The organism is Massilia sp. TWR1-2-2, from assembly GCF_049897565.1.
Classification (GTDB): Bacteria; Pseudomonadota; Gammaproteobacteria; order Burkholderiales; family Burkholderiaceae_D; genus JAFCUW01.
In genome coordinates, this window is the sequence record NZ_JAFCWM010000035.1 from 14,418 (window position 1) to 39,374 (window position 24,957).

The window sequence follows — 24,957 nt, forward strand, 5'->3', positions numbered from 1 at the left end:
GCACCGGCAGACCGTCGTGTTCGCAGTGGCGAGCAAGGCGGTTTGTAGTGTAACTAGTACCGATTTAGTCCTGGCCGGCCGGCATTGACCACAAACGTAGCGACCGGCGACGCGCCGGTGGCCGCATCGCGCACGTCATCGAGTCCGACGAAACTGGTCACCGTTTTTGCCGGCGTCACCTCCATCAGCATGAAGCCGCGCTTGTCGCTGCGCCCGTACTTGATGTGCGGGTTCATGTCGACATACTCCAGCGTGCGCGCTTGCGGCCGCGACGACGACGTCACCGACGTGCCGCAAAACTCGGTTGCGATAATCGGGTTCGCCTTCGACATCGGCCGGTAAAAGTCGCTGCGCAGCTCCGCCGCATAGAAGGTGTGCACGTCGCCCGACAGCACCAGCGGATTGGCGGCGTTCGATTTTCCCAGCGCCTCGAACAGGCGCTGGCGCGCCAGCGGATAACCATCCCAGCCGTCGTTCCAGAAGCGCCCGTCGTCCGGCCCGATGACCTTCGTCTGCGACGACTGCGCCATCAGCGTCTGCTGCGCGATGATGTTCCAGCGCGCGCCTGACGACGCCAGTCCCTGCGCCAGCCACGCTTCCTGCTCGCCGCCCAGCATGCTGCGGGCCGGGTCGCGCAGGTCCGCGCAGTCGCGCCGCAGCACCGATCCTGAGCGGCCGTTCGCCTGGCACGCGTGCGCGGCGCGATGCTGGCGGTCGTCGAGCACGTGAAAGCGCGCCAGCCTGCCCCAGTCATAACGCTGATAGATGCGAAAGCGCGCAAAGTCGGTCTGCCCCGGCGGCGCCAGGCGCAGCGGCATGTGCTCGTAGAATGCCTGATAGGCGGCCGCGCGCCTGGCCAGAAAATCGGCCGACGAGCGCGCATCGCGTTCGCCCGTGTAATCATTGACGACCTCGTGGTCGTCCCAGGTCACGATCCACGGCGCCGCATGGTGTGCCGCCTGCAGGTCCGGGTCGCTCTTGTACTGCGCATAGCGGGCGCGGTAGCCGTCCAGCGTGGCGTTCTCGTTGGTGCGGGTGGCCTTGGCCGGGTGGCTCAGGTGGTACGGCCCCCACTCGTAGACGTAGTCACCGAGGAAGGCCACCAGGTCGGGCGCCGCCGCGGCGATCTGCCGATGCGCGCCGAAGCTGCCAAATTCCCAGTGCTGGCATGACGCGACCGCCAGCTTCAGCCTGGCCGGCTGCGCATCCGGCGCCGGCGCGGTGCGGGTGCGCCCGACCGGGCTGACGGCGTCGCCGAGCATGAAGCGGTACCAGTACCAGCGGCCGGGCGCCAGGCCGGTGGCGTCGACGTGCACGCTGTGCGCCAGCGCGGGCACGGCGCTGGCGATGCCCTTGGCGGCGATCTTGCGAAAGCCTTCGTCCTCCGCCACTTCCCAGCGTACGCTCAGCGCGACCGGCGCCGTGGCGGCCGCGTTGAGCGGGTCGGCCAGGATGCGCGTCCACAGAATCACCGCGTTCGGCAGCGGCGAACCGGATGCAACCCCCAGGCTGAACGGATAAGCGGCGTCGTTCGGCGCGGCGCCGGCCAGCGGCGCGGCGGCTGCCAGCGCAGCCAGTTGCGCCGCGTTGAACAGGAAAATCCGGCGCTGCTGGTCCATCAGGCCGCGGTGCCCGAGATCAGCGATTCGAGCGGCGGTAACTGGCGCGGCTTGCGATCGTCGCCGGTGGCCACGTAGGTCAGCGTCGCTTCCGTCACCTTCACGGTATCGGCCTGCAGCCGGTTGCGCTCCGCGTACACCTCGACGTAGACGGTGATCGAGGTATTGCCCACCTTGACGATATCGGCGTAGAACGACAGCAGGTCGCCGACGAACACCGGGTGCTTGAACAGGAACGAGTTGACCGCGATAGTGGCAACCCGGCCATTGGCGCGGCGCGTGGCCGGCAGCGAGCCGGCAACGTCGACCTGCGCCATGATCCAGCCGCCGAACACGTCGCCATACACGTTGGCGTCGGACGGAGCGGGCATGACGCGCAGCTGGGGCATTTTCCCCGGCGGCAGGCCGGCGTTGGCGATCGTATTGCTTACTGCGTTTTCTGGCGTGGTCATCGTGAATTCCCGTGAAAGGCTACAATCGTCCGGAATTGAACCATAAATCGCCGAGCTCTGTCATGCGCCATCGTCCCGCCACTCCGCCACCGCCGCCCGCCGGCGCCAAGACTGCCTCGCGCAGCGACTGGGCGACCCTGCAAACCCTGTTCCCTTACCTGTGGGTCTACAAGTGGCGCGTGCTGGCCGCGCTGGCGTGCCTGATCGGCGCCAAGATGGCCAACGTCGGTGTGCCGCTGGTGCTCAAGCGCCTCATCGATGCGCTCAGCATCAGCCCGGCCAATCCGCAGGCGCTGCTGGTGCTGCCGCTGGGCGCGCTGGTGGCGTATGGCGCGTTGCGGCTGTCGACGACGATATTTACCGAACTGCGCGAATTTTTGTTCGCCCGCGTGACGCAGCGGGCGGTGCGCACCATCACGCTGCAGGTGTTTCGCCACCTGCATGCGCTGTCGCTGCGCTTCCACCTGAACCGCCAGACCGGCGGCATGACGCGCGACATCGAGCGCGGCTCGCGCGGCGTCAGCTCGCTCATCTCGTACACCTTGTTTAACATCCTGCCGACGCTGGTCGAGATCACGCTGGTGCTGGGCTACCTGGTGCTCAACTACGACGCCTGGTTCAGCATCATCACCGCCGCCGCGCTGGTGCTCTACATCGCGTTCACCGTCATCGTCACCAACTGGCGCACGCACTTTCGCCGCACCATGAACGACCTCGATTCGAAGGCCAACACCAAGGCCATCGATTCGCTGATCAATTACGAGACGGTCAAGTACTTCGGCAACGAGGACTATGAATCCAGGCGCTACGACGAAGGGCTGAAAAATTACGAGAACGCCGCCGTGAAGTCGCAGACCTCGCTGTCGGTGCTCAATACCGGGCAGTCGATGATCATCGCCACCGCAGTCACGCTGATCCTGTGGCGCGCCACGGTCGGCGTCATCGACGGCAGCATGACCCTGGGCGACCTGGTGCTGGTCAATTCGTTCATGATCCAGCTGTACATTCCGCTCAATTTCCTCGGCGTGATCTACCGTGAGATCAAGCAAAGCCTGGCCGACATGGAGCGCCTGTTCGCGCTGCTCGACCAGAACCGCGAAGTGGCCGACAGCCCCGGCGCCAGCGCGCTGGTGACGCACGGCGCCACGTTGGCGTTCAGCCATGTCGACTTCGGCTACGAGTCGAAGCGCCAGATCCTGTTCGACGTCGACTTCACCATCGCCGCCGGCACCACCACCGCCGTCGTCGGCCACAGCGGCTCGGGCAAGTCGACCATGTCGCGGCTGCTGTTTCGCTTCTACGACGTCAACGTCGGCGCCATCACCATCGACGGCCAGGACGTGCGCGCGGTCACCCAGGAGTCGCTGCGCGCGGCGATCGGCATCGTGCCGCAAGATACGGTGCTGTTCAACGACACCATCGAATACAACATCGCCTATGGCAAGCCAGGAGCGAGCAAGGCCGACATCGTCGGCGCGGCGCGCGCGGCGTCGATCCACGAATTCATCGAAAGCCTGCCGGACGGGTACGCGACGATGGTCGGCGAGCGCGGACTGAAGCTGTCCGGCGGCGAGAAGCAGCGCGTGGCGATTGCGCGCACGCTGCTCAAGGACCCGGCGATCCTGGTGTTCGACGAGGCGACGTCCGCGCTGGACTCGAAGGCCGAGCAGGCGATCCAGGCGCAGCTGAAGGAAATCGCGAAGAACCGCACCACCCTGGTGATCGCGCACCGCCTGTCGACGGTGGCCGATGCGCAGCAGATCCTGGTACTCGATCACGGCCGCATCGTCGAACGGGGCACGCACCAGTCGTTGCTGGCCGAGCGCGGGCTGTACGCCCAGATGTGGGAGCGCCAGCAGGCGCGGCAGGACGAGGCGCTTGCTTCGCCGCCGCTCGAGCTGGAAGAAGAATAGCCGTCGTCCTCGCGAACGAGGGGACGACGAAAATTCAGTAGGTGTAGAACATTCGCTGGATGTCCCTGGTGTTGCTGGTCTTGGTCAGCGCCAGCATCAGCAGGATGCGCGCCTTCTGCGCATTGAGCGTATCGGACACCACAAAGTCCAGTTCATCGTCATTGGCCTCGCCGTTACGCGCCAGGATGCCCTGGCCGACGCGGCTTGCACGCACCACCACAACGCCCTTCTGGCGCGCCGATTTGAGCGCCGGCACCACCTTGGCAGCCAGGCTGCCGTCGCCCACGCCCGCATGGATGATGCCCTTGGCGCCGGCGCCGACGAACGCGTCGACCGCAACCGGGCCGACGTTGGCGTAGCCGTAGACGATGTCGACCGATGGCAGCGACTGCAGCGCGCCGACATCGAACTCGCTCTCAAGCGTGTGCTTGCGCGTCGACTGGCGATAGAAGAACGGCTTGCTGCCCTGGATGTAGCCGATCATGCCCAGTTCCGGAGAGCGGAACGAGTCGAGCGTCGACGTGTTCATCTTCGTCACGTCGCGCGCGGTCTGGATCTGGTCGTTCATCGCCACCAGTACGCCTTTGCCGACCGCATCCGGGCTCGCTGCCAGAAGCACCGAGTTGTACAGGTTGATCGGACCGTCCGCCGACAGCGCCGTCGAAGGCCGCATCGCGCCAACCAGCACCACCGGCTTGCGGCTCTTGACCACCAGGTTCAGGAAGTAGGCGGTTTCTTCCAGCGTGTCGGTGCCGTGCGTGATGACGATGCCGTCGACGTTCGGCTGCGAAAGCAGCGCGTTGACGCGCTTGGCCAGCGCCAGCCAGTGCTCGTTGCTCATGTTCTCGCTGGCGATCTGGAACACCTGTTCGCCGGTGACGTTGGCCACCTTCGCCAGTTCCGGCACGGCCTTGATCAGGCTTTGCACGCCGACGGTGGCGGCGGTGTAGCCGACCGTGGTGGTGCTGGTGGCGCCGGTGCCGGCGATGGTGCCGCCGGTGGCGAGGATGGTGACGTTGGCCAGCCGCGGCGCGGCGACCTGCGCCTGGGCCGCCGTGGCGACGACGAGCATAAATCCGACAATCGCCATCATCGAGCGGCGTTTAGGTTGGTGCATCATGGGAGAGCTCCTGGTTGAGTATGAAATTAAGGTTGTTTGTAGACGACGCCGGCCTTCATCACGAACTTCACCTGCTGCAGCACGCTGATGTCGCGCAGCGGATCGCCGCTGACTGCGACGATGTCGGCGGCGAAGCCCGGTTCCACCGAGCCGAGACTGGACGACTGGTCGAGCAGCGTGGCGGCGGAGAGCGTGGCCGAGCGGATCGCCTCGAGCGGCGGCATGCCCGCTTCGACCATGTAGGCAAACTCCCTGGCGTTCTCGCCATGCGGGAAAACCCCGGCATCGGTGCCGAAGGCGATCTTCACCCCGGCCTTGTAGGCGCGCCCGAGGGTGGCCTGGATCAGCGGCCCGATGGCGGCCGCCTTCGGCCGCACCAGCGCCGAATAGTAGCCGTCTTCCTTCGCCTTGTCGGCCACATAGCGGCCGGCCGAGATGGTTGGCACGTACCAGGCGCCGTGCTTCTTGAACAGCGCGATGGCTTCATCGTCCATCAGGGTGCCGTGTTCGATCGAGTCGACGCCGGCGCGCAGCGCGCGCTTGACGCCTTCTGCGCCGTGCGCGTGCGCGGCGACGCGAAATCCATAGTCCCTGGCGGTGCTGACGATGGCGCGCAGCTCGTCGTCGGTGAACTGCGCGTCCTGGCCGTTGCGCGCCTGGCTAAGCACGCCGCCGGTGGCGGTGACCTTGATCAGGTCCGCGCCTTCCTTGTAGCGCGCCCGTACCGCCTGGCGGCCCTGCTCGGCGCTGTCGATCACGCCGCGCTCCGGGCCCTCGGCGCCCATCGCGCGGCCGAACGCCGTCGACAGGCCGTTGCTGCCGTCGCCGTGGCCGCCCGTGGTGGCAATCGTCTTCCCGGAAGTGAACATGCGCGGACCCGGAATGGCGCCGCTGGCGATGGCCTGCTTGAGCGCGACGTTGAGCATGTCGCCGGCGCCGAGGTCGCGCACGGTGGTAAAACCCGCCTTCAGGGTGCGTTCTGCGTAGGCGACCGAGCGGTACGCCGTGTCGGCCGGGTTGCTCGTCAGGGCGGCGCGCAGCGCTTCGACTTCCTTGCGCGTTTCTCCCGTCAGGTGAACGTGCATGTCGATGAAGCCGGGCAGGCAGGAGTAGGCCGACAGGTCGATGTGATCCGCCGCCGGCGCCATCGGCGCGATCGACTTGACCACGCCATTGTCGACCGTGATGCTGACGCGCTCGCGCCAGACGCCTGCCTTGACGTCGAGCAGGCGGCCGCAGTCGACCGTTTGCGGCGCCGCCTGGGCGCCTCCGAATGCCAGCAACAACCCAAGCGAAGTAAGTGTTTTCATCGACGTCTTTCGGCAAGAATGAAGTGAAACGGCAGGGCCCGTGTCCGAATGTCGGCACTGACCCCGGGGGTATTAAGCCAAAAAAGGCCTCCCATCGCTGGAAAGCCTCCCTGTGTTGGCGCTTGGCCGCCGTTAAGGCAGTTCTGCGGTGGCCAGTTCCTTCTGCACCGGCGGCGCCAGTTCGCCTTCCCACTTGGCGACGACGGCGGTGGCGATGCCGTTGCCGATGACGTTGGTGGCCGAACGCGCCATGTCGAGGAAGTGGTCGATGCCGAGCAGCAGCAGCAGGCCCGCTTCCGGGATGTTGAACTGCGTGAGCGTGGCGGCAATCACCACCAGCGAGGCGCGCGGCACGCCGGCCATGCCCTTTGAGGTCAGCATCAGCACCAGCATCATCGTGATCTGGGTACCGAGCGACATTTCAATGCCGTAGGCCTGGGCGATGAAAACGGTGGCGAAGGTGCAGTACATCATCGAGCCGTCGAGGTTGAACGAGTAACCGATCGGCAGCACGAAGGCGGCGATCCGGTTGCGCACGCCGAAACGCTCGAGCCCTTCGAGGGTTTTCGGGAACGCCGCTTCCGACGACGCGGTCGAAAACGCCAGCAAGGTCGGTTCGCGCAGTTCGGCCAGCAGGCGGATGACGCGCGGGCCGAGGAACAGGAAGCCGATCGCGGTGAGGATAATCCACAGCAGGACGATACCGATGTAGAACTCGCCCATGAACACGCCGTAGGTCTTGAGGACACCGAGGCCGCTCTTGGCGATGATGCCGGAGACGGCCGCGAACACCGCGATCGGCGCCAGGTTCATGACGTAGCCGGTCACCTTCAGCATGATGTGGGCGATGCCGTCGATGGCGTCGACCAGCGGCTTGGCGCGTTCGCCGACGGCGGCAGCGGCGGTGCCGAAGAACAGCGAGAAGATCACGATCTGCAGGATCTCGTTCTTGGCCATGCCGTCGACGATCGACGACGGCACCAGGTGGGTGATGAACTCCTTGAGCGTCAGGCTGCTCGTGGCGATGCCCGACGCGGTGCCGGCGGCCGGCACCAGGTTCGACATCGCCAGCGCGTCGCCGGGACGGAACAGGTTTACCAGGACCAGGCCCAACGCCAGCGAGATGACCGACGCGATGACGAACCAGCCAAGCGCCTTGATGCCGATGCGGCCCACTTCGCGGGTGTCGCCCATGCGCGCGATGCCGACCACCAGGGTGGAGAACACCAGCGGCGCAATGATCATCTTGATCAGGCGCAGGAACAAGGTGGTAATGAGCGACATGGCGTCCGAGAAGCCGGTCGGATTGGCCAGGCTGCCGTTGGCGATATAGCCCACCACGACTCCCAGCACCAGGCCGGCAAGAATGTAGGCGGTCAGGCGGTTTCGATTGTTCATATGCGGCTGGTCCTGTGAGAGAGTCGATCCGTGCTGGCGAAGTGACTGGAGATTAAATGCTGTCGCTTTGCGTTCTCGGGCAAAATGGAGGTAATTTTTGAGCGAGTCGGCCGTACTTGCTGATGATATTGGCAAGTTCCGCAGTATCCTAAGCATTCCGGCTACTGTCAAGCTTGCTTAGGCCATCCAACAACGGACAACATGATTGAACTGAATAATGTGAGCAAGTGGTACGGCGCCTTCCAGGTGCTCGATGGCTGCAGCGCCCGCGTCGACAAGGGCGACGTGGTCGTCATTTGCGGTCCGTCCGGCTCCGGCAAGTCGACCCTGATCAAGACCGTCAACGGGCTCGAGCCGTTCCAGCAAGGCGACATCACGGTCGACGGCATACCGGTGGGCGACCCGCGCACCAACTTGTCGGCGCTGCGCGCGCGCATCGGCATGGTGTTCCAGAACTTCGAGCTGTTCCCGCACCTGACGGTGCGCCAGAACCTGACGCTCGGCCAGGTCAAGGTGCTCAAGCGCAGCCCCGAGGAGGCGGCCGAGAAGGGCCTGAAATACCTCGACCGCGTGGGCCTGCTGGCGCAGCAGGACAAGTTCCCCAACCAGCTGTCGGGCGGCCAGCAGCAGCGGGTGGCGATCGCGCGCGCGCTGGCGATGGACCCGATCGCCATGCTGTTCGACGAGCCCACCTCGGCGCTCGACCCGGAGATGATCAACGAAGTGCTCGACGTGATGGTCGGCCTGGCGCAGGACGGCATGACGATGATGGTGGTGACCCACGAGATGGGCTTTGCGCGCAAGGTGGCCGACCGCATCGTCTTCATGGATCACGGCAAGATCGTCGAGGACAGCCCGAAGGAAGAGTTCTTCGTGGCGCCGCGTTCGGAGCGCGCGCGGGAATTTTTGGCGCGGATAATTCACTAAGTCAGGCGTAGTGTGTCCACATCCGTAGAATCTTGATCGTTCTCCGATCAGGCAGCACTTGATAAACAAGCCTGTGTTGAATGTTGATGCGGCGCGAGTAGATACCGCTCATGCCGACGAGCTTCTCAAACGGGGGCGGGTTCTGGAAAGGATCGTTCGCTATTATGTCCAGCAGCGAGAGGGCCTTTGCCTTAAGGCCCGCGCTTGCGAGATTCTTCGCGTCCTGCTGTGCCTGCTTGGTGTACTGCAGGGCCCAGCTCACCAACGTAGTTCCGTGTCGCACTCGTCCAGCGGCGTAGCCATTCCTTCCCGAATGGATTCGGCCATGCCGGGGACTGACAGCAGGTGGAGCGTTTCCTGGATTGACGCCCAATCTGCTGCGGAAATAAGCACCGCATCGTTTCTCTTCCCGGTAATAACTACAGGAATGTGAGTTTCAGCCGTTTCGTCGATCAAATTGTAGAGCGTGGCGCGCGCCTCGCTCGCCGATATAGTTTTCATCTGGGTCCTCCACCTTAGGCTCTAAACGTACGCTTTCACGTACGAACTGTCAAATGGCCTTCACAAGTTTCGTGCTCCGGAATGCACCGGTTAAAATAGGGGCATTGCTCTCCGAAAGCCGCCATGTCCCTCATCGATACCCCCCAGATCCTGACCATCACCCGCCCGGACGACTGGCACCTGCACCTGCGCGACGGCGCGGCGATGGCCAGCGTGCTGCCGCACAGCGCACGCCAGTTCGCCCGCGCCATCGTGATGCCGAACCTGAAGCCGCCCGTCACCACCACCGCGATGGCTGCCGCCTACCGCGAGCGCATCCTGGCGGCGCTGCCGGCCGGCATGAATTTCGAGCCGTTGATGACGCTGTACCTGACCGACAATACCGACCCGGACGAGATTCGCCGCGCGCAGGACAGCGGCTTCGTCCACGCGGTCAAGCTGTACCCGGCCGGCGCCACCACCAATTCCGACGCCGGCGTGACCGACCTGACGCGCTGCTACAAAACGCTCGAGGTGATGCAGGAAGTCGGCATGCCGTTCCTCGTGCACGGCGAAGTGACCGACCAGGACATCGACCTGTTCGACCGCGAGGCGGTCTTCATCGAGCGCGTCATGCGCCCGCTGCGGCGCGACATGCCGGCGCTGAAGATCGTATTCGAGCACATCACCACCAGGGACGCGGCGCAGTACGTGGCCGAAGCGGAAGGGCCGATCGCCGCCACCATCACCGCCCACCACCTGCTCTACAACCGCAACGAGATCTTCAAGGGCGGCATCCGGCCGCACTTCTACTGCCTGCCGGTACTCAAGCGCGAAGAACACCGCCTGGCCCTGATGACGGCCGCCACCAGTGGCGACGAGCGCTTCTTCCTCGGCACCGACTCGGCGCCGCACGCCATCGGCGCCAAGGAAGCGGCCTGCGGCTGCGCCGGCTGCTACACCGCGCTGCACGCGATGGAGATGTACGCCGAAGCGTTCGAGCGGGCCGGCGCGCTCGACAAGCTGGAAGCCTTCGCCAGCTTCCACGGCCCCGATTTCTACGAGCTGCCGCGCAACGAAGGCACCGTCACGCTGGCACGCGAAACGTGGACGCTGCCGGCCACCGTCGCGCTGGCGGAGGGTGCGCTGGTGCCGCTCAACGCCGGCGAGCAGATCAACTGGAAAATGCTGTAACAACGCGCATGCTGCCCGAGATCGACTGGATCCGCCCCTGGTACGACTCGGTGCGGCCCGCATATCAGCGGCTCGGCATTGAAGGCGATTTTTTAGCCGCCTTGAATGCTGGCGCTGCTGCGCTCGGGCTGCACAACGCCGGCGGCCAGCCGCTGCGCTTCGTTGCGCAAGACGCGCTGCCGGAAGGGCGCGCCTACGAGGAGTTCATCGGCGCCAGCGGCTGCGTGCCCACGCGCGAGAACCTGCACGACTTTTTCAATGGCCTGGTGTGGCTCACCTTCCCGCGCATCAAGCGCCAGCTGAACGCCTTGCAGGCGGCGCAGATTGCGCAAGCCGGCGTGGGCAAGTCGCGCGGGCCCGCACGCGACGGCGCCACCATCTTCGACGAAAACTGCGCCCTGCTGGTGGTGCGCGATTCGACCGCCGGACGCGCGCTGGTCGAGGCGCTGCGTGCCCACCACTGGCACGCGGCGCTGTTCGACCAGCGCGCCGCATTCGGACACGACGCGCAGGTCTGGCTGTTCGGCCACGCGCTGATGGAAAAACTGGTCGCGCCGCGCAAAGCCATTACCGCGCACACCTGGGTGGTGTGGGCCGGCGACGACTTCTTTGCACTGCTCGCCGACGCGCAGCGCGGCTGGATAGACGAACAGGTGGCGGCCGAACTGGCGGCCGGCGAAATGCACACCGCCCGCTTCACGCCTTTGCAGGTGCTGGGCGTACCGGGATGGTGCGACGGCCAGGACGCGGCGTTCTACGCCGACACCAGCGTATTTCGGCCCATCCGGGCCTGAGGAGACATCATGAGCGACATGGTTCGTTGGGGGATTCTGGGAACAGGCAAGATCGCGCGGGCGTTCGCCGTCGGCCTGCAAGACACGCCGGGCGCGCTGCTGGCGGCCGTCGGCTCGCGCAGCTTCGCCACCGCCGAGGCGTTCGGCGCCGAATTTGGCGCCCTCGCCAGCTACGGCTCCTACCAGGAGCTGGCCGATGCCGGCGACGTCGACCTGGTCTACATCGCCACGCCGCACACGCTGCATGCCGAGAATGCGCGCATGGCGCTGGAGGCAGGCAAGGGCGTGCTGTGCGAAAAACCGTTCACCATCAACCGGCGCGAGGCCGAACAGGTCGTGGCGCTGGCGCGCGCCAGAAAACTGTTCCTGATGGAGGCGATGTGGACGCGCTTCATGCCGGCGCTGGCTGAGGTGCGGCGCATCATCGCGTCGGGCGAAATCGGCGCCGTCAGCCACCTGTCGGCCGATTTCGGCTTCGCCGCCGGCGTGCGCCCCGAACACCGCGTGCTCAATCATGCGCTAGGCGGCGGCGCGCTGCTCGACCTGGGGATCTACCCGCTGTCGATCGCCGCCGCGCTGCTGGGACCGATCGAGTCGGTGCAGGCGCAGGCCGAGATGGGCGCCACTGGCGTCGACCTGCAGACCGCCTTCACGCTCAAGCACGTCGGCGGCGGCATGTCGTCCTGCAGCTGTTCGCTGCGCGCGCGCACGCCGGTCGAGCTGACGGTGTCGGGCGAACTCGGTCACGTCAGGATCGACACCATGTTCCACCGCGCGAAGACGGTGACGGTCTCGCTGACCGATGGCGTGCTGCGCACGGTGCCGACGCCGTTTATCGGCAACGGCTATGCGCACGAAGCGATCGAGGCGCAGCGCTGCTGGCGCGCCGGCCTGACCGAAAGCGACATCATGCCGCACGGCGAAACGCTGGCGCTGATGGGCGTGCTCGATACGATCCGCGGCCAGATCGGGCTGCGCTACGCGGCCGACGCTTAAGCACCGCGGGCGAGCCCGGCGTCGCTGGCCACATCGGCGCTCAGCCCATGCTCGCGCGCGCCGCGTCGAGCCGCCGGAACAAATCCTGGTGCAGATCGCGGGTGTGGCCAGGCATATGCTTGCGCGCGTGATCGAGTGCCTTCAACTCCCGTTCGGCCAGTGCGCGGCGGCCTTGGGCCAGCGCCCACAAGGCCAGCGCGGCGCGCGTCTCGACGCTGGAAAATCGCTGCGCGGCCAGCTCGTATTCGGCGCCCGCTTCCTCCGCGCGGCCGGCCTCGTCCAGTGCGCCGGCGAGCACCAGGCCAACCTGCTCCGGGCGAAAGCCGGGGTGCTTCGCGCGCAACGCCAGCAGAAGGGTGATCGCTGCCTGCGGCTGCTTGTTGGCCAGCTTGGCGCGCGCCGCACCCAGGCCGATTTCGGCGTCGCCGGCGAACGGGCCTTTCAGGCAGGCGTCGTACTGTTCGACAGCCAGCGCGTATTCGCCGGCGTCGAACAGCGCCGCGGCCAGGCGCATCTGGTTGTGGGCGGTCGGCGCCAGGTCGAACGCCGTCCTCGCCTCGCGCATCTCGCGGCCTGGGTCAAGCGTCTGCCGGATCGCCGCGCTGGTTTTGCGCAGGCCGCGCTCGATGCGCGCGTGCGGCAGAAACACCGCTCCGAAATAGACGATGCTGCCGAGCAGCGGGAACATGAAGAGGATGGCGAGCCAATACAGCTGGCGCCCGGTACGCACGACATGGATGGCAAAGCAGATAGCGACGATCAGGTGTAGTCCGAGTCCAAAAATTGGCATGACAGGTCCGTGTTCAAAGGGGCGGGTAGGTTGGTCGCCAAGAATACGCGTTAATTGAACGTCAATATTCAACAATTGTCACATCAGCATGCTTATTTTCGAAGCTTCCTACTGGCAATCCGGCCTGCTTATACCTTCAGGAATTCTTCTTTCCCGCCCAGCCAGCGCGCCAGGTGCGCCTCCACCGTGGCGGCCTTGTCGCCGCCGCCCTCGTGCAGCAATTCGTGGGCAACATCGCGCGCCTGTTCGACCAGCCACTGATCGGTGTCGAGATCGGCAAAGCGCAGCATCGCCTGGCCTGACTGGCGCGCGCCGAGAAATTCGCCCGGGCCGCGGATCTCCAGGTCGCGCCGCGCGATCTCGAAGCCGTCGGTCGTTTCGCGCATCGTCATCAGGCGCTGCTTGGCCACGCCGCCGAGCGGGCTTTGGTACAGCAGCAGGCAGACGCTGGCGGCCGTGCCGCGGCCGACCCGCCCGCGCAGCTGGTGCAGCTGCGACAGGCCGAAACGCTCGGCGTGTTCGATCACCATCAGCGACGCATTCGGCACGTCGACCCCGACCTCGATGACGGTGGTGGCCACCAGCACCTGCACCGCGTTGGCGGTGAACGCATCCATCACCTGCTGTTTTTCGGCCGGCTTCAGGCGCCCGTGCACCAGCCCCACCTGCAGGTCGGGCAGCGCCTCGGCCAGCATCGCGTGGGTGTCGGTGGCGGTCTGCAGCTGCAGCGCTTCCGATTCTTCGATCAGCGGGCAGACCCAGTAGACCTGGCGCCCTTCGAGCGCGGCGGCGTGCACCCGCTCGATCACTTCGTCGCGCCGGTTCTGGTCGATCGCGCGCGTGACGATCGGGCTGCGGCCCGGCGGCAGTTCGTCGATGACCGACACTTCGAGGTCGGCGTAGTACGTCATCGCCAGCGTGCGCGGGATCGGCGTGGCCGACATCATCAATTGGTGCGGCGTCTTGCCGTTGCTGCCCTTGTTGCGCAAGGTGAGGCGCTGGCCGACGCCGAAGCGGTGCTGCTCGTCGACGATCACCAGGCCCAGTTTCGCAAACTGCACCGTGTCCTGGATCAGCGCGTGCGTGCCGATTACCAGCTGCGCTTCGCCCGATTCGACCAGCGCGGTGGCGGCCAGCTTGTCTTTTTTCTTCAGGCTGCCGGTCAGCCAGACGACCTTCACGCCGAGCGGCTCCATCCAGCCGGCGATCTTGCGGAAGTGCTGGTCGGCGAGGATCTCGGTCGGCGCCATCAGCGCCGCCTGGTAGCCGCTGTCGATCGCTTGCGCCGCGGCCAGCGCGGCGACCACGGTCTTGCCGCTGCCGACGTCGCCCTGCAGCAGCCGCTGCATCGGGTAGCCGTGCCGCAGGTCGGCGCGGATTTCCTTGAGCACGCGCGCCTGGGCGCCGGTCAGCTTGAACGGCAGGACGGCGGTGAACGCCTCGGTCAGCGTGCCGATCGTCTTGATCACCGGCGCGCCCTTCGCGCGGCGCGCGCGCTGGGCGCGCTTGAGCGACAGCTGCTGCGCCAGCAGCTCGTCGAACTTCATGCGCACCCAGGCCGGGTGCGAGCGGTCCATCAGCGCGTGTTCGTCGATTTCCTGCGGCGGGTAATGCAGCAGCCGCACCGACGGCTCGAAGTTCGACAGGTTCATCGCGCTCAAGAGAGACGGCGGCAGCGTGTCCTGCCAGTCGATGCGGGCCATCGCCGCGCCGATCTCGCGCCGCAGGATCGCCTGCGACAGGCCCTCGCCGGACGGATAGACGGGCGTGAGCACCGTTGGCAGCGGCGCGCCTTCGTTGATCACCTTGTAGGCCGGGTGCACCATCTCGGCGCCGAAAAAGCCGTGCTTCAGTTCCGCGCGGGCGCGCACCCGCGTGCCCTCGGCCAGCTGTTTGACCTGGCTGCCGTAGAAGTTCATGAAGCGCAGCAGCAGGTCGCCGCTGGCGTCGGCGATCGTCACCAGCAGCTGGCGGCGCGGCTTGAAGGCGATCTCGCTTTTGGTCACCACGCCTTCGACCTGCGACACGTGGCCGCCGCGCAGGCACGCCTCGCGGATAGCGATCACCTGCGTTTCGTCCTCGTAGCGCATCGGCAGGTGCAGCACCAGGTCCATGTCGGAGTGCAGGCCCAGCTTGGCGAGCCGGCTTTCGTTGGTTTTTGGCGAGGGTTTCGGTTTGGATGGGGGCATGTCGCGGTTTTTGCAGGGCAAGTGGCGTAAAATAGAGGGTTGCCTTGCGCAAGTGAGCCGTATTGTACGGCGCGTGAACCCTATTTTCGCAGAATTACCAGAATGTATTCGCTTTCCGACTTCGATTTCAACCTGCCCCCTGAACGCATCGCCCAGGTGCCGCTGCCAGACCGCAGCGCCTCGCGCCTGCTGCTGCTCGACGGCGACGCCATCGCCGACCGCCAGTTCGCCGACATCGTCGACCTGCTGTCGCCCGGCGACCTGCTGGTGATGAACGACACCCGCGTGCTGAAGGCGCGCTTCTTCGGCGTCAAGGAGACCGGCGGCAACGTCGAGGTGCTGGTCGAGCGGGTGCTCGACAGCCGCACGGTGCTGGCGCAGGTGCGCGCGTCGAAGTCGCCCAAGCCGGGCAACCGCATCCGCCTGGCCGACGCCTTCGACGTCGTCGCAGGCGTTCGCGCGGGCGAATTTTTCACGCTCCATTTCGACGCCGACGTGTTCGAGCTGATCGAAGCGCACGGCCGCCTGCCGCTGCCGCCGTACATCGACCACGCCGCCGACGAATTCGACGAGCAGCGCTACCAGACCGTGTATTCGAAGGAGCCGGGCGCCGTCGCCGCGCCCACCGCCGGCCTGCATTTCGACGATGCGCTGCTGGCCAGGCTCGCCGCCAAGGGCGTCCACTTCGCCTACGTCACCTTGCACGTCGGCGCCGGCACGTTCCAGCCGGTGCGCGTCGAGGTGCTGGCCGAGCACAACATGCACACCGAGTGGTACACCGTGCCGCAGGCAACGGTCGACGCCGTCAGGGTTGCAAAAGCGGCTGGCAAGGATGTCGTCGCTGTCGGCACCACCAGCCTGCGCGCGCTCGAATCGGCCTCGCAGAGCGGCGAACTGGTTGCCGGCAGCGCCGACACGGCGCTGTTCATCACGCCTGGCTATACCTTCAAGACGGTCAGCCGCCTGATCACCAATTTCCACCTGCCGAAGTCGACCCTGCTGATGCTGGTGTCGGCCTTCGCCGGCTACGAGCCGATCCGCCGCGCCTACGCCCACGCGATCGCCAGCGAGTACCGCTTCTTCAGCTATGGCGACGCCATGCTGCTCACCACAAAGTCACTCTAAATGCTCGAATTTACCCTCCTCAAGACCGACACCAGCGGCCTGTCGCACGCGCGCCGCGGCCGCCTCAAGCTCAACCACGGCACCATCGAAACGCCGATCTTCATGCCGGTCGGCACCTACGGCTCGGTCAAGGCGATGGATCCGGACGAGCTGGTCGCGGTCGGCTCGCAGATCATCCTCGGCAACACCTTCCACCTGTGGCTGCGCCCGGGCACCGAGGTGCTCAACAAGTTCGGCGGCCTGCACGGCTTCATGGGCTGGAACGGGCCGATCCTGACCGACTCGGGCGGCTTCCAGGTGTTTTCGCTCGGCGCGATGCGCAAGATCACCGAGGAAGGCGTCAAGTTCGCGTCGCCGATCGACGGCAGCAAGCTGTTCCTGTCGCCGGAAATCTCGATGCAGATCCAGCGCGCGCTCAATTCCGACATCGTCATGCAGTTCGACGAATGCACGCCGTACGAGATCGACGGCCGGCCGGCCACGTCCGAGGAGGCGGCCAGGTCGATGCGCATGTCGCTGCGCTGGGCGCAGCGCTCGATGAACGAGTTCACCGGTGGCGAGAATCCGAACGCGCTGTTCGGCATCGTCCAGGGCGGCATGTTCGAGAACCTGCGCGACGAGTCGCTCGCCGGCCTGGAAGAGATCAACTTCCCCGGCATCGCCATCGGCGGCTTGTCGGTCGGCGAGCCGAAGGAAGACATGATGCGCATGCTGGCGCACGTCGGCCCGCGCCTGCCGGCCAACAAGCCGCACTACCTGATGGGCGTGGGCACGCCGGAAGACCTGGTCGCCGGCGTGGCCAACGGCATCGACATGTTCGACTGCGTGATGCCGACGCGAAATGCCCGCAACGGCTGGCTGTTTACCCGCTTTGGCGACGTCAAGATCAAGAACGCGCGCTACAAGGAAGACATCGGCCCGCTCGACGAGAGCTGCGATTGCTATTGCTGCAAGAACTTCTCGCGCGCCTACCTGCACCACCTGCACCGCTCGAAGGAAATCCTCGGCGCGCGCCTCAATACCATCCACAACCTGCACTACTATCTGAAGCTGATGCAGGAGATGCGCGACGCCATCGACGCCGACGGCTTCCACGCGTTCCGCCTGAAGTTCAACGAACAGCGCGCGCGAGGGGTCTGACCCCATGACCTCCGGGCGGATTTATTTGTCTAACAATAGCTTGCAAAAGAAATTACGGCTACCAGATAGCCGGAAGTGACTGAGGCTGTCCGGCCAGTGCTAGAATACAGCGCTGCTTTTTTAACCAAGTCAAAATCAATAATGGAGTAACCGTGTTCATTTCTAACGCTTATGCACAAACCGCCGGCACCGCCGCAGACCCGGGAATGATGGGCAACCTGACGACCTTCCTGCCCCTGGTACTGATGTTCGTGGTCATGTATTTCCTGATGATCCGCCCGCAGCAGAAACGCGCGAAAGAACAGCGCTCCATGATGGACGCACTCGCCAAGGGCGACGAAGTGGTGACCGCCGGTGGCATCCTCGGCAAGGTTTCCAAAGTTAACGACACCTACGTGACGGTCGAAATCGCCGCCAACACGGAAATCGTCGTGCAAAAGAACTCGATCACGACGCTGTTGCCGAAGGGCACCCTGAAGTCCCTGTAAGCCTGCCGGGCGGCCGCCGCGCCGCCTACGCCTGCTCACCTCGAACGCTGGAACATTATGAATCGCTATCCCCTCTGGAAATATATCCTGATCGCCATTACGCTGGTGCTCGGTGCGCTGTACACGGTGCCGAACTACTTCGGCGAGTCGCCGGCGTTGCAGGTGACGACAGGCAAGACAACCGTCAAGGTGAACAGCGCCACCACCGAGCAGGTGGCTGCGGCGCTGAAGCAGGAAGGCATCACGCCGGACCGCGTGGCCCTCGAGGGTGAAGGCAACGGCACCTCGGTGCGGGTGCGTTTCCCGACCACCGATGCGCAGTTCAAGGCCAAGCTGGCGCTCGAGCGCGACCTCAACCGCGACCAGGCCGACCCGGACTACATCGTCACGGTCAACCTGGTCAAGAACACCCCGCAATGGATGCAGCGCATCCGCGCGCTGCCGATGAACCTCGGCCTGGACCTGCGCGGCGGCGTGCACTTCCTGCTGCAGGTCGACGCCAAGGCAGTGCTGGAAAACAAGATCAAGGGCATGCAGTCGAGCGCGCGCAGCATCCTGCGCGACAAGAACGTGCGCCACGCCGGCATCGAGCGCGTCGGCAACAGCCTCGAGATCAAGTTCCGCGACAACGAAACGCGCGCCAAGGCCAAAGACGTGCTCGGCAGCCAGATGCGCGACCTCGCGTTTGCCGACGCCGCCGACGGCACCGACCTGAAACTGGTCGTCACGCTCAAGCCGGCCGCGCTGAAGACCACGGTGGAAGAGGGCGTCAAGCAGAACATCGCCACCTTGTCGAAGCGGATCAACGAACTCGGCGTGAGCGAGCCGATCGTCCAGCAGCAAGGCCTCGAGCGCATCGTCATCCAGTTGCCGGGCGTTCAGGACGTTGCCCGCGCGAAGGACATCATCGGCCGCACCGCGACCCTGGAAATGCGCATGGTCGACGAATCGATTACGCCGGGCACCGAACTGTCGGCGTCGATCCCGCTCGGCTCCGAGCTGTTTACCGTCGGCACCGGCGCGCCGGTGGTGCTGTACAAGGAAGTGATCCTGACGGGCGAATACATTTCGAGCGCGACGGCGACGATGGACCAGAACCAGCAGCCGGCCGTGAGCCTGGACCTGAATGGCGATGGCGGGCGCAAGATGCGTGAGGCGACGCGCGAGCGCATCGGCAAGCGCATGGCGATCCTGCTGAAAGAGAAGAACAAGTATTCGGTGGCGTCGGTGGCGACGATCCAGAGCGAGCTGGGCAGCACGTTCCAGATTTCCAACATGGGCACTGCCGAGCGCGCCAATGAACTGGCGCTGCTGCTGCGTTCCGGCGCGCTGTCGGCGCCGATGGAATTCGTCGAAGAGCGCGTCATCGGCCCGCAGCTCGGTGTCGAAAACATCGCCAAGGGCCTGTACTCGACGGTGTACGGCTTCGCCGCGATCGCCATCTTCATGGTTCTCTACTATCACATGTTCGGTTTCTTCAGTGTGCTGGCGCTGGCCTGCAACCTGTTGTTCCTGCTGTCGCTGCTGTCGATGCTGCAGGCGACGTTGACGTTGCCGGGTATTGCCGCTATCGCGCTCGCGCTCGGTATGGCGATCGACGCCAACGTGCTGATCAACGAGCGCATCCGCGAGGAGTTGCGCGGCGGCGCCACCGCGCAGGCGGCGATTGCGGCCGGCTTCGACCGCGCCTGGGCCACCATTCTGGACTCCAACGTCACCACCCTGATCGTCGGCCTGGCGCTGTTGCTGTTCGGTTCCGGCGCGGTGCGCGGCTTTGCGGTGGTGCACTGCCTGGGCATCCTGACATCGATGTTCTCGGCGGTGTTCGTCTCGCGCGGCGTGGTCAATCTTTGGTACGGCCGCAAGAAAAAGCTGAGCAAAGTGTCCATCGGTACTGTCTGGACGCCCGGCGTGGTCTCCATCAAGAAGTAATCAGAAAGAGGAATCGAGATGGAATTTTTCAAGATCAAGAGGGACATTCCCTTCATGCGCCACGCGTTGATTTTCAACGTGGTGTCGGCGCTGACGTTCGCGGCGGCCGTGTTCTTCCTGCTGCACAAAGGCCTGAACTTATCGGTCGAGTTCACCGGCGGCACCGTGATGGAACTGCAATATCCGCACGCCGCCGACCAGGAGAAAATCCGCCGCTCGCTGCAGACGCTCGGCTACGAGCATCCTGAAGTGACCAGCTTTGGCACCGCGCAAAGCGTCATGCTGCGCCTGCCGAAGACGTCGGCCGGCGCCAGCGGTTCGCAAGCGGTGTTCAACACCCTTTGCGCGGCCGAGAGCGCTGCCACCAAGACGGTCGACACGATCACGCCGCAGGGCGACCATGTGGCGCGCACTGCCTGCCTCAACGCCAGGGGCGAAGAAGCGGTCAGCCTCAAGCGCGTCGAGTTCGTCGGCCCGCAGGTCGGCGACGAGCTGACCCAGAGCGGCCTGAACGCGCTCGTGATGGTGATCGTCGGCGTGATGATCTACCTGGCGATCCGCTTCGAATGGAAGTTCGCCGTTGCGGCGATCATCGCGAACCTGCACGACGTCATCATCATCCTTGGCTTCTTCGCCTACTTCGGGTGGGAGTTTTCGCTGACGGTGCTGGCGGCGGTGCTGGCGGTGCTGGGTTACTCGGTCAATGAGTCGGTCGTCATTTTCGACCGGATCCGCGAAAACTTCCGCAAGCAGCGCAAGGCGAGCGTGACGGAAGTGATCGACAACGCCATCACCAGCACCATCTCGCGCACCATCATCACGCACGGCTGTACCCAGATGATGGTGCTGTCGATGCTGTTTTTCGGCGGCGCGTCGCTGCACTACTTCGCCATCGCGCTGACGATCGGTATCTGCTTCGGCATCTACTCGTCGGTGTTCGTCGCCGCGGCGATCGCCATGTGGCTCGGCGTCAAGCGCGAAGACCTGATCAAGCCGCTCAAGGAAAAAGACGAGACCGACGGCGCTGTTGTCTAGGCGACAAGCGGACAGTCAATGACGAAAGGGCAGCGCGGGCCGCCCTTTTTATGCGTCGGACGGTAAGCAGAAAATATATGCCGTTGTGTGGGCTATCGCACAGATGGCAAACAGATGCGGAACTATAGTGGAGCTGTCTCTTTCAGGACATCCCTAGTTTTGGACTTCGGCCCGCTCACATAGAGCGGGCATTTTTTTTGTGCAGACGGTTTGTTGCAGGCGGGGATACGGGGAGCAGGCGACGCGCTGGGCGCGCGGCGCCTTAGAACAGTGCGGCGGTGAGGCTGCGCACTTCTTCGGCCGATTCCTCGAGGATCGAGGCGAGCGTGCCTTCGCCAGTGACGAAGTCGATGGTGGCGGCCGAATGGCGCGTGGTGGCGCCGGCGCGCGAGTGCAGGGGCGAGTCGAGCGGGGCCAGGTCATTGGCCAGCATCAGCGTGTCGCCCAGCGTTTCCGGCGGCAGCGCGCGCAGGCCGCGCCACATCGCTTCGATCGCTTCCATCACCGCGCCCGGCACGCCGAGCTTGGTCAGCACGCCGCGGCCGATGGCCATTTCGCCATGTTCGATCCAGTCTTCCGGCTCGCCGTCCAGCAGGCCGGGAAACTCTTCGGCGCGCGACAGCAGGTAAAAGCCGCCCACTTCATGGACGATGCCGGCAAACAGCGCCGTATCCGGATCGATGTTGGTGACGCGCCGCGCGATCACTTGCGACAGCGCAGCCACGTGGGCCGAATGCTGCCACAGCTGGTCGGCCTTGGCGCGCAGGTCGGGACGGGTGATCTTGCTGTCGAGCTGGCGCACGATGACGGCGGCGGCCAGCGCGTTCAGCGTGCGAAAGCCGACCCGCTTGACGGCGGCGCCGACATTGGTGACGTCGTTACCGAAGCGGTTGTAGGCCACCGAGTTGGCGATGGCGACAGTACGCGCCGCCAGCAGCGGTTCGGCCTGGACCAGCCGCGCCGCCTCGTCGATGTGCAGGTCCGGGTCGCCCAGCGCACTCTGCAGCTTGAGGGTGGCGTCGACGTTGGTCGGGAAGGTCAGGTCGCCGCGTCCAGCCTGGGCGGCAATGCTTTTGAAGGCTTCGATTCTATCCATGAAAAAAATTATACTCCCAATAGTTGGACAGAAGCACGCAAAGGCGTTCTCAAAAGCATCTTTTATTATGCCGGCTGGCTTGCGTCAAGCCGCGCTGAAGATCGCGTCGCAGCCTTCTTGCGGCGCTTCGGTGTCTTTCAGTTCATCGACCAGGCCCAGATCTTCGAGTTCCTCGATCGCGTTCATGTAGCTGTTGACCTTGGTCGCACCGATCAGGCGGTAGATTTCGCCGGCCTCGTTGCGCACGCCGACGAGCATCTTTTCGTGGCGCACTTCGTCGGCCGCGGCGACGTTGAGCAACAGGTTGCCGATGATCTGTTTGTCAATTTTGGCCGGCGTGATGCCGTCGAGCAGGGCGGTTTTCATTGTTTTTCCTTTGGTGTTGGCGGGGAGGGAGCGGCGCTGGCATCGGTGATCATCTGCTTCAGGCGCGACAGGGCCGAGTCGATCGCGTCGAATTCGGCGTCGCTGCACGAGGCGAACAGCTGCTTGCCGTGCGCGACTACGGCGGGGAACACCTGCTCGAACAAGGCTTCGCCGCTGGCGGTGAGGCTGACGAAAAACGAGCGCTTGTCGTCGCCGCTGCGCTCGCGCGCGACCAGGCCCTTCTGTTCGAGCCGGTCGATGACGCCGGTGAGCGTGCCTTTGGTAATCAAGGTGCGCTCGCCGAGTTGCTTGTACGTCATGCCGGCCGTATTGCCGAGCGTGGCGATGATATCGAACTGGGCGTGCGTGAGCCCGCACTGGCGCACCGAGTCGCCCGAAAAGCGCTCGAATCCCTGCATGCACTCCGCCAGCAAGCGGACACTGCGTAAGTATCGTTCCCCCATAGACCGTGATTATAGCTGGCGTCGGCGCTTTGCCGGCGGTGCCCGTTCGCCTTTTGCGCCCGAGACAGTTACCATATGACTATTTCGGCCATCCCGCATCGCAAAGACCCCTATGACCCATCAGTTCCGCGGCATCCTCGCCTTGCTGCTCGTCACCCTCGTGTGGGGCACCACCTTCCCGGCGATGAAGGACCTGACGGTGTATTTTTCGCCCGTCTGGATCATTTTCCTGCGCTTTGCGCTGGCGGCGGTGCTGCTGGCGCCGTTTCTGTACAAGGCCGGCCGCGACGACCTGGTCTCCGGCGGCCTGCTCGGCGTGCTGCTGTTTTTCTGCTATGTGTTCCAGGTCGAAGGGCTGGCGCTGACCACCTCCAACCGCAACGCCTTCATTTGCGGACTGAACGTGCTGGTGGTGCCGCTGCTTGGCGTGGTCGCCGGCAAGATGCCGGAAAAGCGCATCGCCTACGCGCTGCTGCTGGCCATTGCCGGCCTGACTGCGCTGTGCTGGGACGGCGGCGCGTGGGGGCGCGGCGACACGCTCGCGCTGCTGGGCGCCTTCGCGTTCGGTGTGTACATCAAGATGATGGAATTTCGCACCCGTCGCGCGTCGCGCCTGATGACGTTGACGGCGGCGCAGATCCTCACGGTGGCGCTGTGCGCGGCGGTATGGCTGCTGGCGCGCGAGGTGCCGCGCACCACCATCGACGCCGGCAACGACTTCGCCAACTACTGGACCTACATCGCGCAAGGCATCGGCCAGCACGCGATCAACCTGGCGTACCTGGGCGTGGTGGCGACCGCCGCCATCATCTCGCTGCAGGGCTGGGGCCAGGCGCGCAGCACGGCCAACGAGGCGGCGGTCATCTATGCGTTCGAGCCGGCGGCGGCGGCATTTTTTGCCTTTTTCTGGCTCGGCGAAACGCTCACCGCGCGCGGCTGGATGGGCGCCGTGCTGCTCATCGCCGGCATGATCGTGAGCCAATGGAACGCGGCGCCGCGGCCGGCCGCCTCGCTCGCGCCCGAATAAATGACAGCATTTCCCCAGTCCGATGGCGCACCTTGACCTCGCCCGCCTGGCGCAGGAAGCGCCGCTGCGCTTCCTGCTGGTCAATGCCGGCCAGCCCGACTCGCTGACCTGGTCCGGCCTGTACCAGCCGCTGCGGCTGGCGGCAAAGCTGCTCGGCCCCGAGCGGCTGCATGTGGATGTGCGCAGCCCCGACAAGTTCGGCGCCGATGCCTTGCGCCACTGGCACCTGGTGCTGCTGGTGGCCGACGAGTCCGAGGCGGCGCTCAAGCCTGCCGCCATCCGCGCCGTGATCGAGCGCGCGCGGGCGGCGCCGTTCTGGGGCGGCGTTGGCGCCGGTGTGTTGTGGCTGGCCGACGCGGGCGTGCTCAACGGCGTGCGCGCCGCGCTGCCGTGGGCGCTGTATGCCGACGTCGACATCAAGGCGGACCACGCCGTCTTCACGCCCCACCTGTACGAGCTCGACGGCGCCCGGCTCACCTGTTGTGGCGGCGCGGCCAGCATCGACTTCGCGCTGACCTTGGTCGAGCACGTATTCGGCGCGGCGCTGCAGGCGCAGATCAAGGAAGCGCTGTGCATCGACCGCGTGCGCGGTGCCGAGGAGCGCCAGCGCGTAGCGTTGCAGGCGCGTTTCGGCGCCTTGCAGCCGAAGCTGAGCGAAGCGGTGACGTTGATGGAAGCGAACATCGAAGAGCCGTTGTCGACCGACGATATCGCCGGGCTCGTTGCGCTATCGCGGCGCCAGCTCGAGCGCCTGTTCAAGCAATACCTTGGCAGCCTGCCGTCGCGCTACTACCTCGAGTTGCGGCTGCAGCGCGCCCGCCAGCTGCTGCTCGACACGAACTATTCGATCGTCCAGGTCGGCTTAATGTGTGGTTTCTCGTCCGGCTCGCACTTCTCGACCGCGTTTGGCGCCCTGTTCGGCCACACCCCGCGCGAAGAGCGCCAGCGCCGCCTCAACGCCTAAAACTTCGGGGTCAGACCTAGGTCTGACCCTAATGCCGCTAAGTTAAGCTTTTTTTTCCTCAGTCGTCTTTTTCGTCAATCGTTTTTCGGGATAGCGCTGCGCTACTGCTTTAACGACCCGGGCGAACTTTCGTCCGGG

Annotated in this window: 24 protein-coding genes; 12 read left to right on the forward strand and 12 right to left on the reverse strand. The window is 65.2% G+C overall.

Annotated features, from left to right (window positions below; genetic code table 11):
- Nucleotides 1-53: 53 nt before the first annotated feature.
- Entirely contained in the window at nt 54-1,619 is a 1,566-nt protein-coding gene (locus tag ACP7DD_RS23105) for an alkaline phosphatase D family protein (RefSeq protein ID WP_426177279.1), read from the reverse strand.
- The gene (locus ACP7DD_RS23110; protein ID WP_426177281.1) at nt 1,619-2,071 is read right to left on the reverse strand and encodes an acyl-CoA thioesterase; all 453 of its coding nucleotides are present in this window, start codon (nt 2,069-2,071) and stop codon (nt 1,619-1,621) included. The genes ACP7DD_RS23105 and ACP7DD_RS23110 overlap by 1 nt, the downstream gene beginning before the upstream one ends.
- A 62-nt stretch (nt 2,072-2,133) precedes the next feature.
- Here ACP7DD_RS23110 and ACP7DD_RS23115 point away from each other — a divergent pair, with 62 nt between their 5' ends.
- Entirely contained in the window at nt 2,134-3,984 is a 1,851-nt protein-coding gene (locus ACP7DD_RS23115) for an ABCB family ABC transporter ATP-binding protein/permease (protein ID WP_426177282.1), read from the forward strand.
- Between the two features lie 34 nt (nt 3,985-4,018).
- Here ACP7DD_RS23115 and ACP7DD_RS23120 read toward each other — a convergent pair whose 3' ends face one another.
- The 3 genes from ACP7DD_RS23120 to ACP7DD_RS23130 all read right to left on the reverse strand — a co-directional run bounded on the left by ACP7DD_RS23120 (nt 4,019) and on the right by ACP7DD_RS23130 (nt 7,812).
- Nucleotides 4,019-5,056 carry a type II asparaginase gene (locus tag ACP7DD_RS23120; RefSeq protein ID WP_426177318.1) on the reverse strand — a complete coding sequence of 346 codons (1,038 nt, stop codon included), beginning with the start codon at nt 5,054-5,056 and terminating at the stop codon, nt 4,019-4,021.
- Nucleotides 5,057-5,130: 74 nt separating this feature from the next.
- The gene (locus tag ACP7DD_RS23125) at nt 5,131-6,414 is read right to left on the reverse strand and encodes an amidohydrolase family protein (RefSeq protein WP_426177284.1); all 1,284 of its coding nucleotides are present in this window, start codon (nt 6,412-6,414) and stop codon (nt 5,131-5,133) included.
- A gap of 132 nt (nt 6,415-6,546) precedes the next feature.
- Nucleotides 6,547-7,812, reverse strand: a complete 1,266-nt coding sequence (locus ACP7DD_RS23130) for a dicarboxylate/amino acid:cation symporter (protein WP_426177286.1) — start codon at nt 7,810-7,812, stop codon at nt 6,547-6,549.
- A gap of 201 nt (nt 7,813-8,013) precedes the next feature.
- On the opposite strand from ACP7DD_RS23130, the gene ACP7DD_RS23135 reads away from it, so the two are divergent.
- A complete protein-coding gene (locus ACP7DD_RS23135; protein ID WP_426177288.1) occupies nt 8,014-8,739 on the forward strand; it encodes an amino acid ABC transporter ATP-binding protein in 726 nt (241 codons plus the stop codon).
- A 1-nt stretch (nt 8,740) separates the two neighbouring features.
- Here the strand turns inward: ACP7DD_RS23135 and ACP7DD_RS23140 are convergent, their stop codons facing one another.
- Together ACP7DD_RS23140 and ACP7DD_RS23145 are read right to left on the reverse strand one after the other, a co-directional pair.
- Nucleotides 8,741-9,001: a Txe/YoeB family addiction module toxin gene (locus ACP7DD_RS23140; RefSeq protein ID WP_426177290.1), complete on the reverse strand. Its 261-nt coding sequence runs from the start codon at nt 8,999-9,001 to the stop codon at nt 8,741-8,743.
- On the reverse strand, nt 8,998-9,240 hold the full coding sequence (locus tag ACP7DD_RS23145) for a type II toxin-antitoxin system Phd/YefM family antitoxin (RefSeq protein ID WP_426177292.1): 243 nt from the start codon (nt 9,238-9,240) through the stop codon (nt 8,998-9,000). The genes ACP7DD_RS23140 and ACP7DD_RS23145 overlap by 4 nt, the downstream gene beginning before the upstream one ends.
- 123 nt (nt 9,241-9,363) lie before the next feature.
- On the opposite strand from ACP7DD_RS23145, the gene pyrC reads away from it, so the two are divergent.
- The 3 genes from pyrC to ACP7DD_RS23160 are packed head-to-tail and all read left to right on the forward strand — an operon-like array spanning nt 9,364 to nt 12,203.
- Nucleotides 9,364-10,413, forward strand: coding sequence for a dihydroorotase (gene pyrC, locus ACP7DD_RS23150; protein ID WP_426177294.1), 1,050 nt, complete (start codon nt 9,364-9,366; stop codon nt 10,411-10,413).
- 8 nt (nt 10,414-10,421) lie between these two features.
- Nucleotides 10,422-11,207, forward strand: coding sequence for a DUF3025 domain-containing protein (locus ACP7DD_RS23155; protein ID WP_426177295.1), 786 nt, complete (start codon nt 10,422-10,424; stop codon nt 11,205-11,207).
- Between the two features lie 9 nt (nt 11,208-11,216).
- Complete coding sequence (locus ACP7DD_RS23160) at nt 11,217-12,203, forward strand: Gfo/Idh/MocA family protein (protein ID WP_426177297.1); 987 nt, start codon at nt 11,217-11,219, stop codon at nt 12,201-12,203.
- A gap of 40 nt (nt 12,204-12,243) precedes the next feature.
- On the opposite strand, the gene ACP7DD_RS23165 is transcribed toward ACP7DD_RS23160, so the two are convergent.
- Together ACP7DD_RS23165 and recG are read right to left on the reverse strand one after the other, a co-directional pair.
- Nucleotides 12,244-12,993, reverse strand: a complete 750-nt coding sequence (locus tag ACP7DD_RS23165; protein ID WP_426177299.1) for a hypothetical protein — start codon at nt 12,991-12,993, stop codon at nt 12,244-12,246.
- Nucleotides 12,994-13,121: 128 nt separating this feature from the next.
- On the reverse strand, nt 13,122-15,182 hold the full coding sequence (recG, locus tag ACP7DD_RS23170; RefSeq protein ID WP_426177301.1) for an ATP-dependent DNA helicase RecG: 2,061 nt from the start codon (nt 15,180-15,182) through the stop codon (nt 13,122-13,124).
- Nucleotides 15,183-15,284: 102 nt separating this feature from the next.
- On the opposite strand from recG, the gene queA reads away from it, so the two are divergent.
- The 5 genes from queA to secF all read left to right on the forward strand — a co-directional run bounded on the left by queA (nt 15,285) and on the right by secF (nt 20,902).
- Complete coding sequence (queA, locus tag ACP7DD_RS23175; protein ID WP_426177303.1) at nt 15,285-16,307, forward strand: tRNA preQ1(34) S-adenosylmethionine ribosyltransferase-isomerase QueA; 1,023 nt, start codon at nt 15,285-15,287, stop codon at nt 16,305-16,307.
- A complete protein-coding gene (gene tgt / locus ACP7DD_RS23180; RefSeq protein WP_426177304.1) occupies nt 16,308-17,447 on the forward strand; it encodes a tRNA guanosine(34) transglycosylase Tgt in 1,140 nt (379 codons plus the stop codon).
- Nucleotides 17,448-17,599: 152 nt separating this feature from the next.
- Entirely contained in the window at nt 17,600-17,935 is a 336-nt protein-coding gene (gene yajC / locus ACP7DD_RS23185) for a preprotein translocase subunit YajC (protein WP_099787394.1), read from the forward strand.
- Nucleotides 17,936-17,992: 57 nt separating this feature from the next.
- Nucleotides 17,993-19,867: a protein translocase subunit SecD gene (secD, locus tag ACP7DD_RS23190; protein WP_426177306.1), complete on the forward strand. Its 1,875-nt coding sequence runs from the start codon at nt 17,993-17,995 to the stop codon at nt 19,865-19,867.
- 18 nt (nt 19,868-19,885) lie between these two features.
- Complete coding sequence (gene secF / locus ACP7DD_RS23195; RefSeq protein WP_426177308.1) at nt 19,886-20,902, forward strand: protein translocase subunit SecF; 1,017 nt, start codon at nt 19,886-19,888, stop codon at nt 20,900-20,902.
- Nucleotides 20,903-21,164: 262 nt separating this feature from the next.
- Here the strand turns inward: secF and ACP7DD_RS23200 are convergent, their stop codons facing one another.
- The 3 genes from ACP7DD_RS23200 to ACP7DD_RS23210 form a co-directional block, all read right to left on the reverse strand.
- Nucleotides 21,165-21,998 (reverse strand): HDOD domain-containing protein, encoded by an 834-nt coding sequence (locus ACP7DD_RS23200; protein WP_426177310.1) that lies wholly within the window; start codon nt 21,996-21,998, stop codon nt 21,165-21,167.
- An 84-nt stretch (nt 21,999-22,082) separates the two neighbouring features.
- Nucleotides 22,083-22,364: a hypothetical protein gene (locus ACP7DD_RS23205; RefSeq protein WP_426177311.1), complete on the reverse strand. Its 282-nt coding sequence runs from the start codon at nt 22,362-22,364 to the stop codon at nt 22,083-22,085.
- Nucleotides 22,361-22,783 (reverse strand): MarR family winged helix-turn-helix transcriptional regulator, encoded by a 423-nt coding sequence (locus tag ACP7DD_RS23210; RefSeq protein ID WP_426177312.1) that lies wholly within the window; start codon nt 22,781-22,783, stop codon nt 22,361-22,363. Before ACP7DD_RS23210 ends, ACP7DD_RS23205 begins: the two co-directional genes overlap by 4 nt.
- Nucleotides 22,784-22,940: 157 nt before the next feature.
- On the opposite strand from ACP7DD_RS23210, the gene ACP7DD_RS23215 reads away from it, so the two are divergent.
- Nucleotides 22,941-23,855, forward strand: a complete 915-nt coding sequence (locus tag ACP7DD_RS23215; protein ID WP_426177314.1) for a DMT family transporter — start codon at nt 22,941-22,943, stop codon at nt 23,853-23,855.
- Nucleotides 23,856-23,877: 22 nt separating this feature from the next.
- Nucleotides 23,878-24,819 (forward strand): GlxA family transcriptional regulator, encoded by a 942-nt coding sequence (locus ACP7DD_RS23220; protein WP_426177316.1) that lies wholly within the window; start codon nt 23,878-23,880, stop codon nt 24,817-24,819.
- Nucleotides 24,820-24,957: the final 138 nt, after the last annotated feature.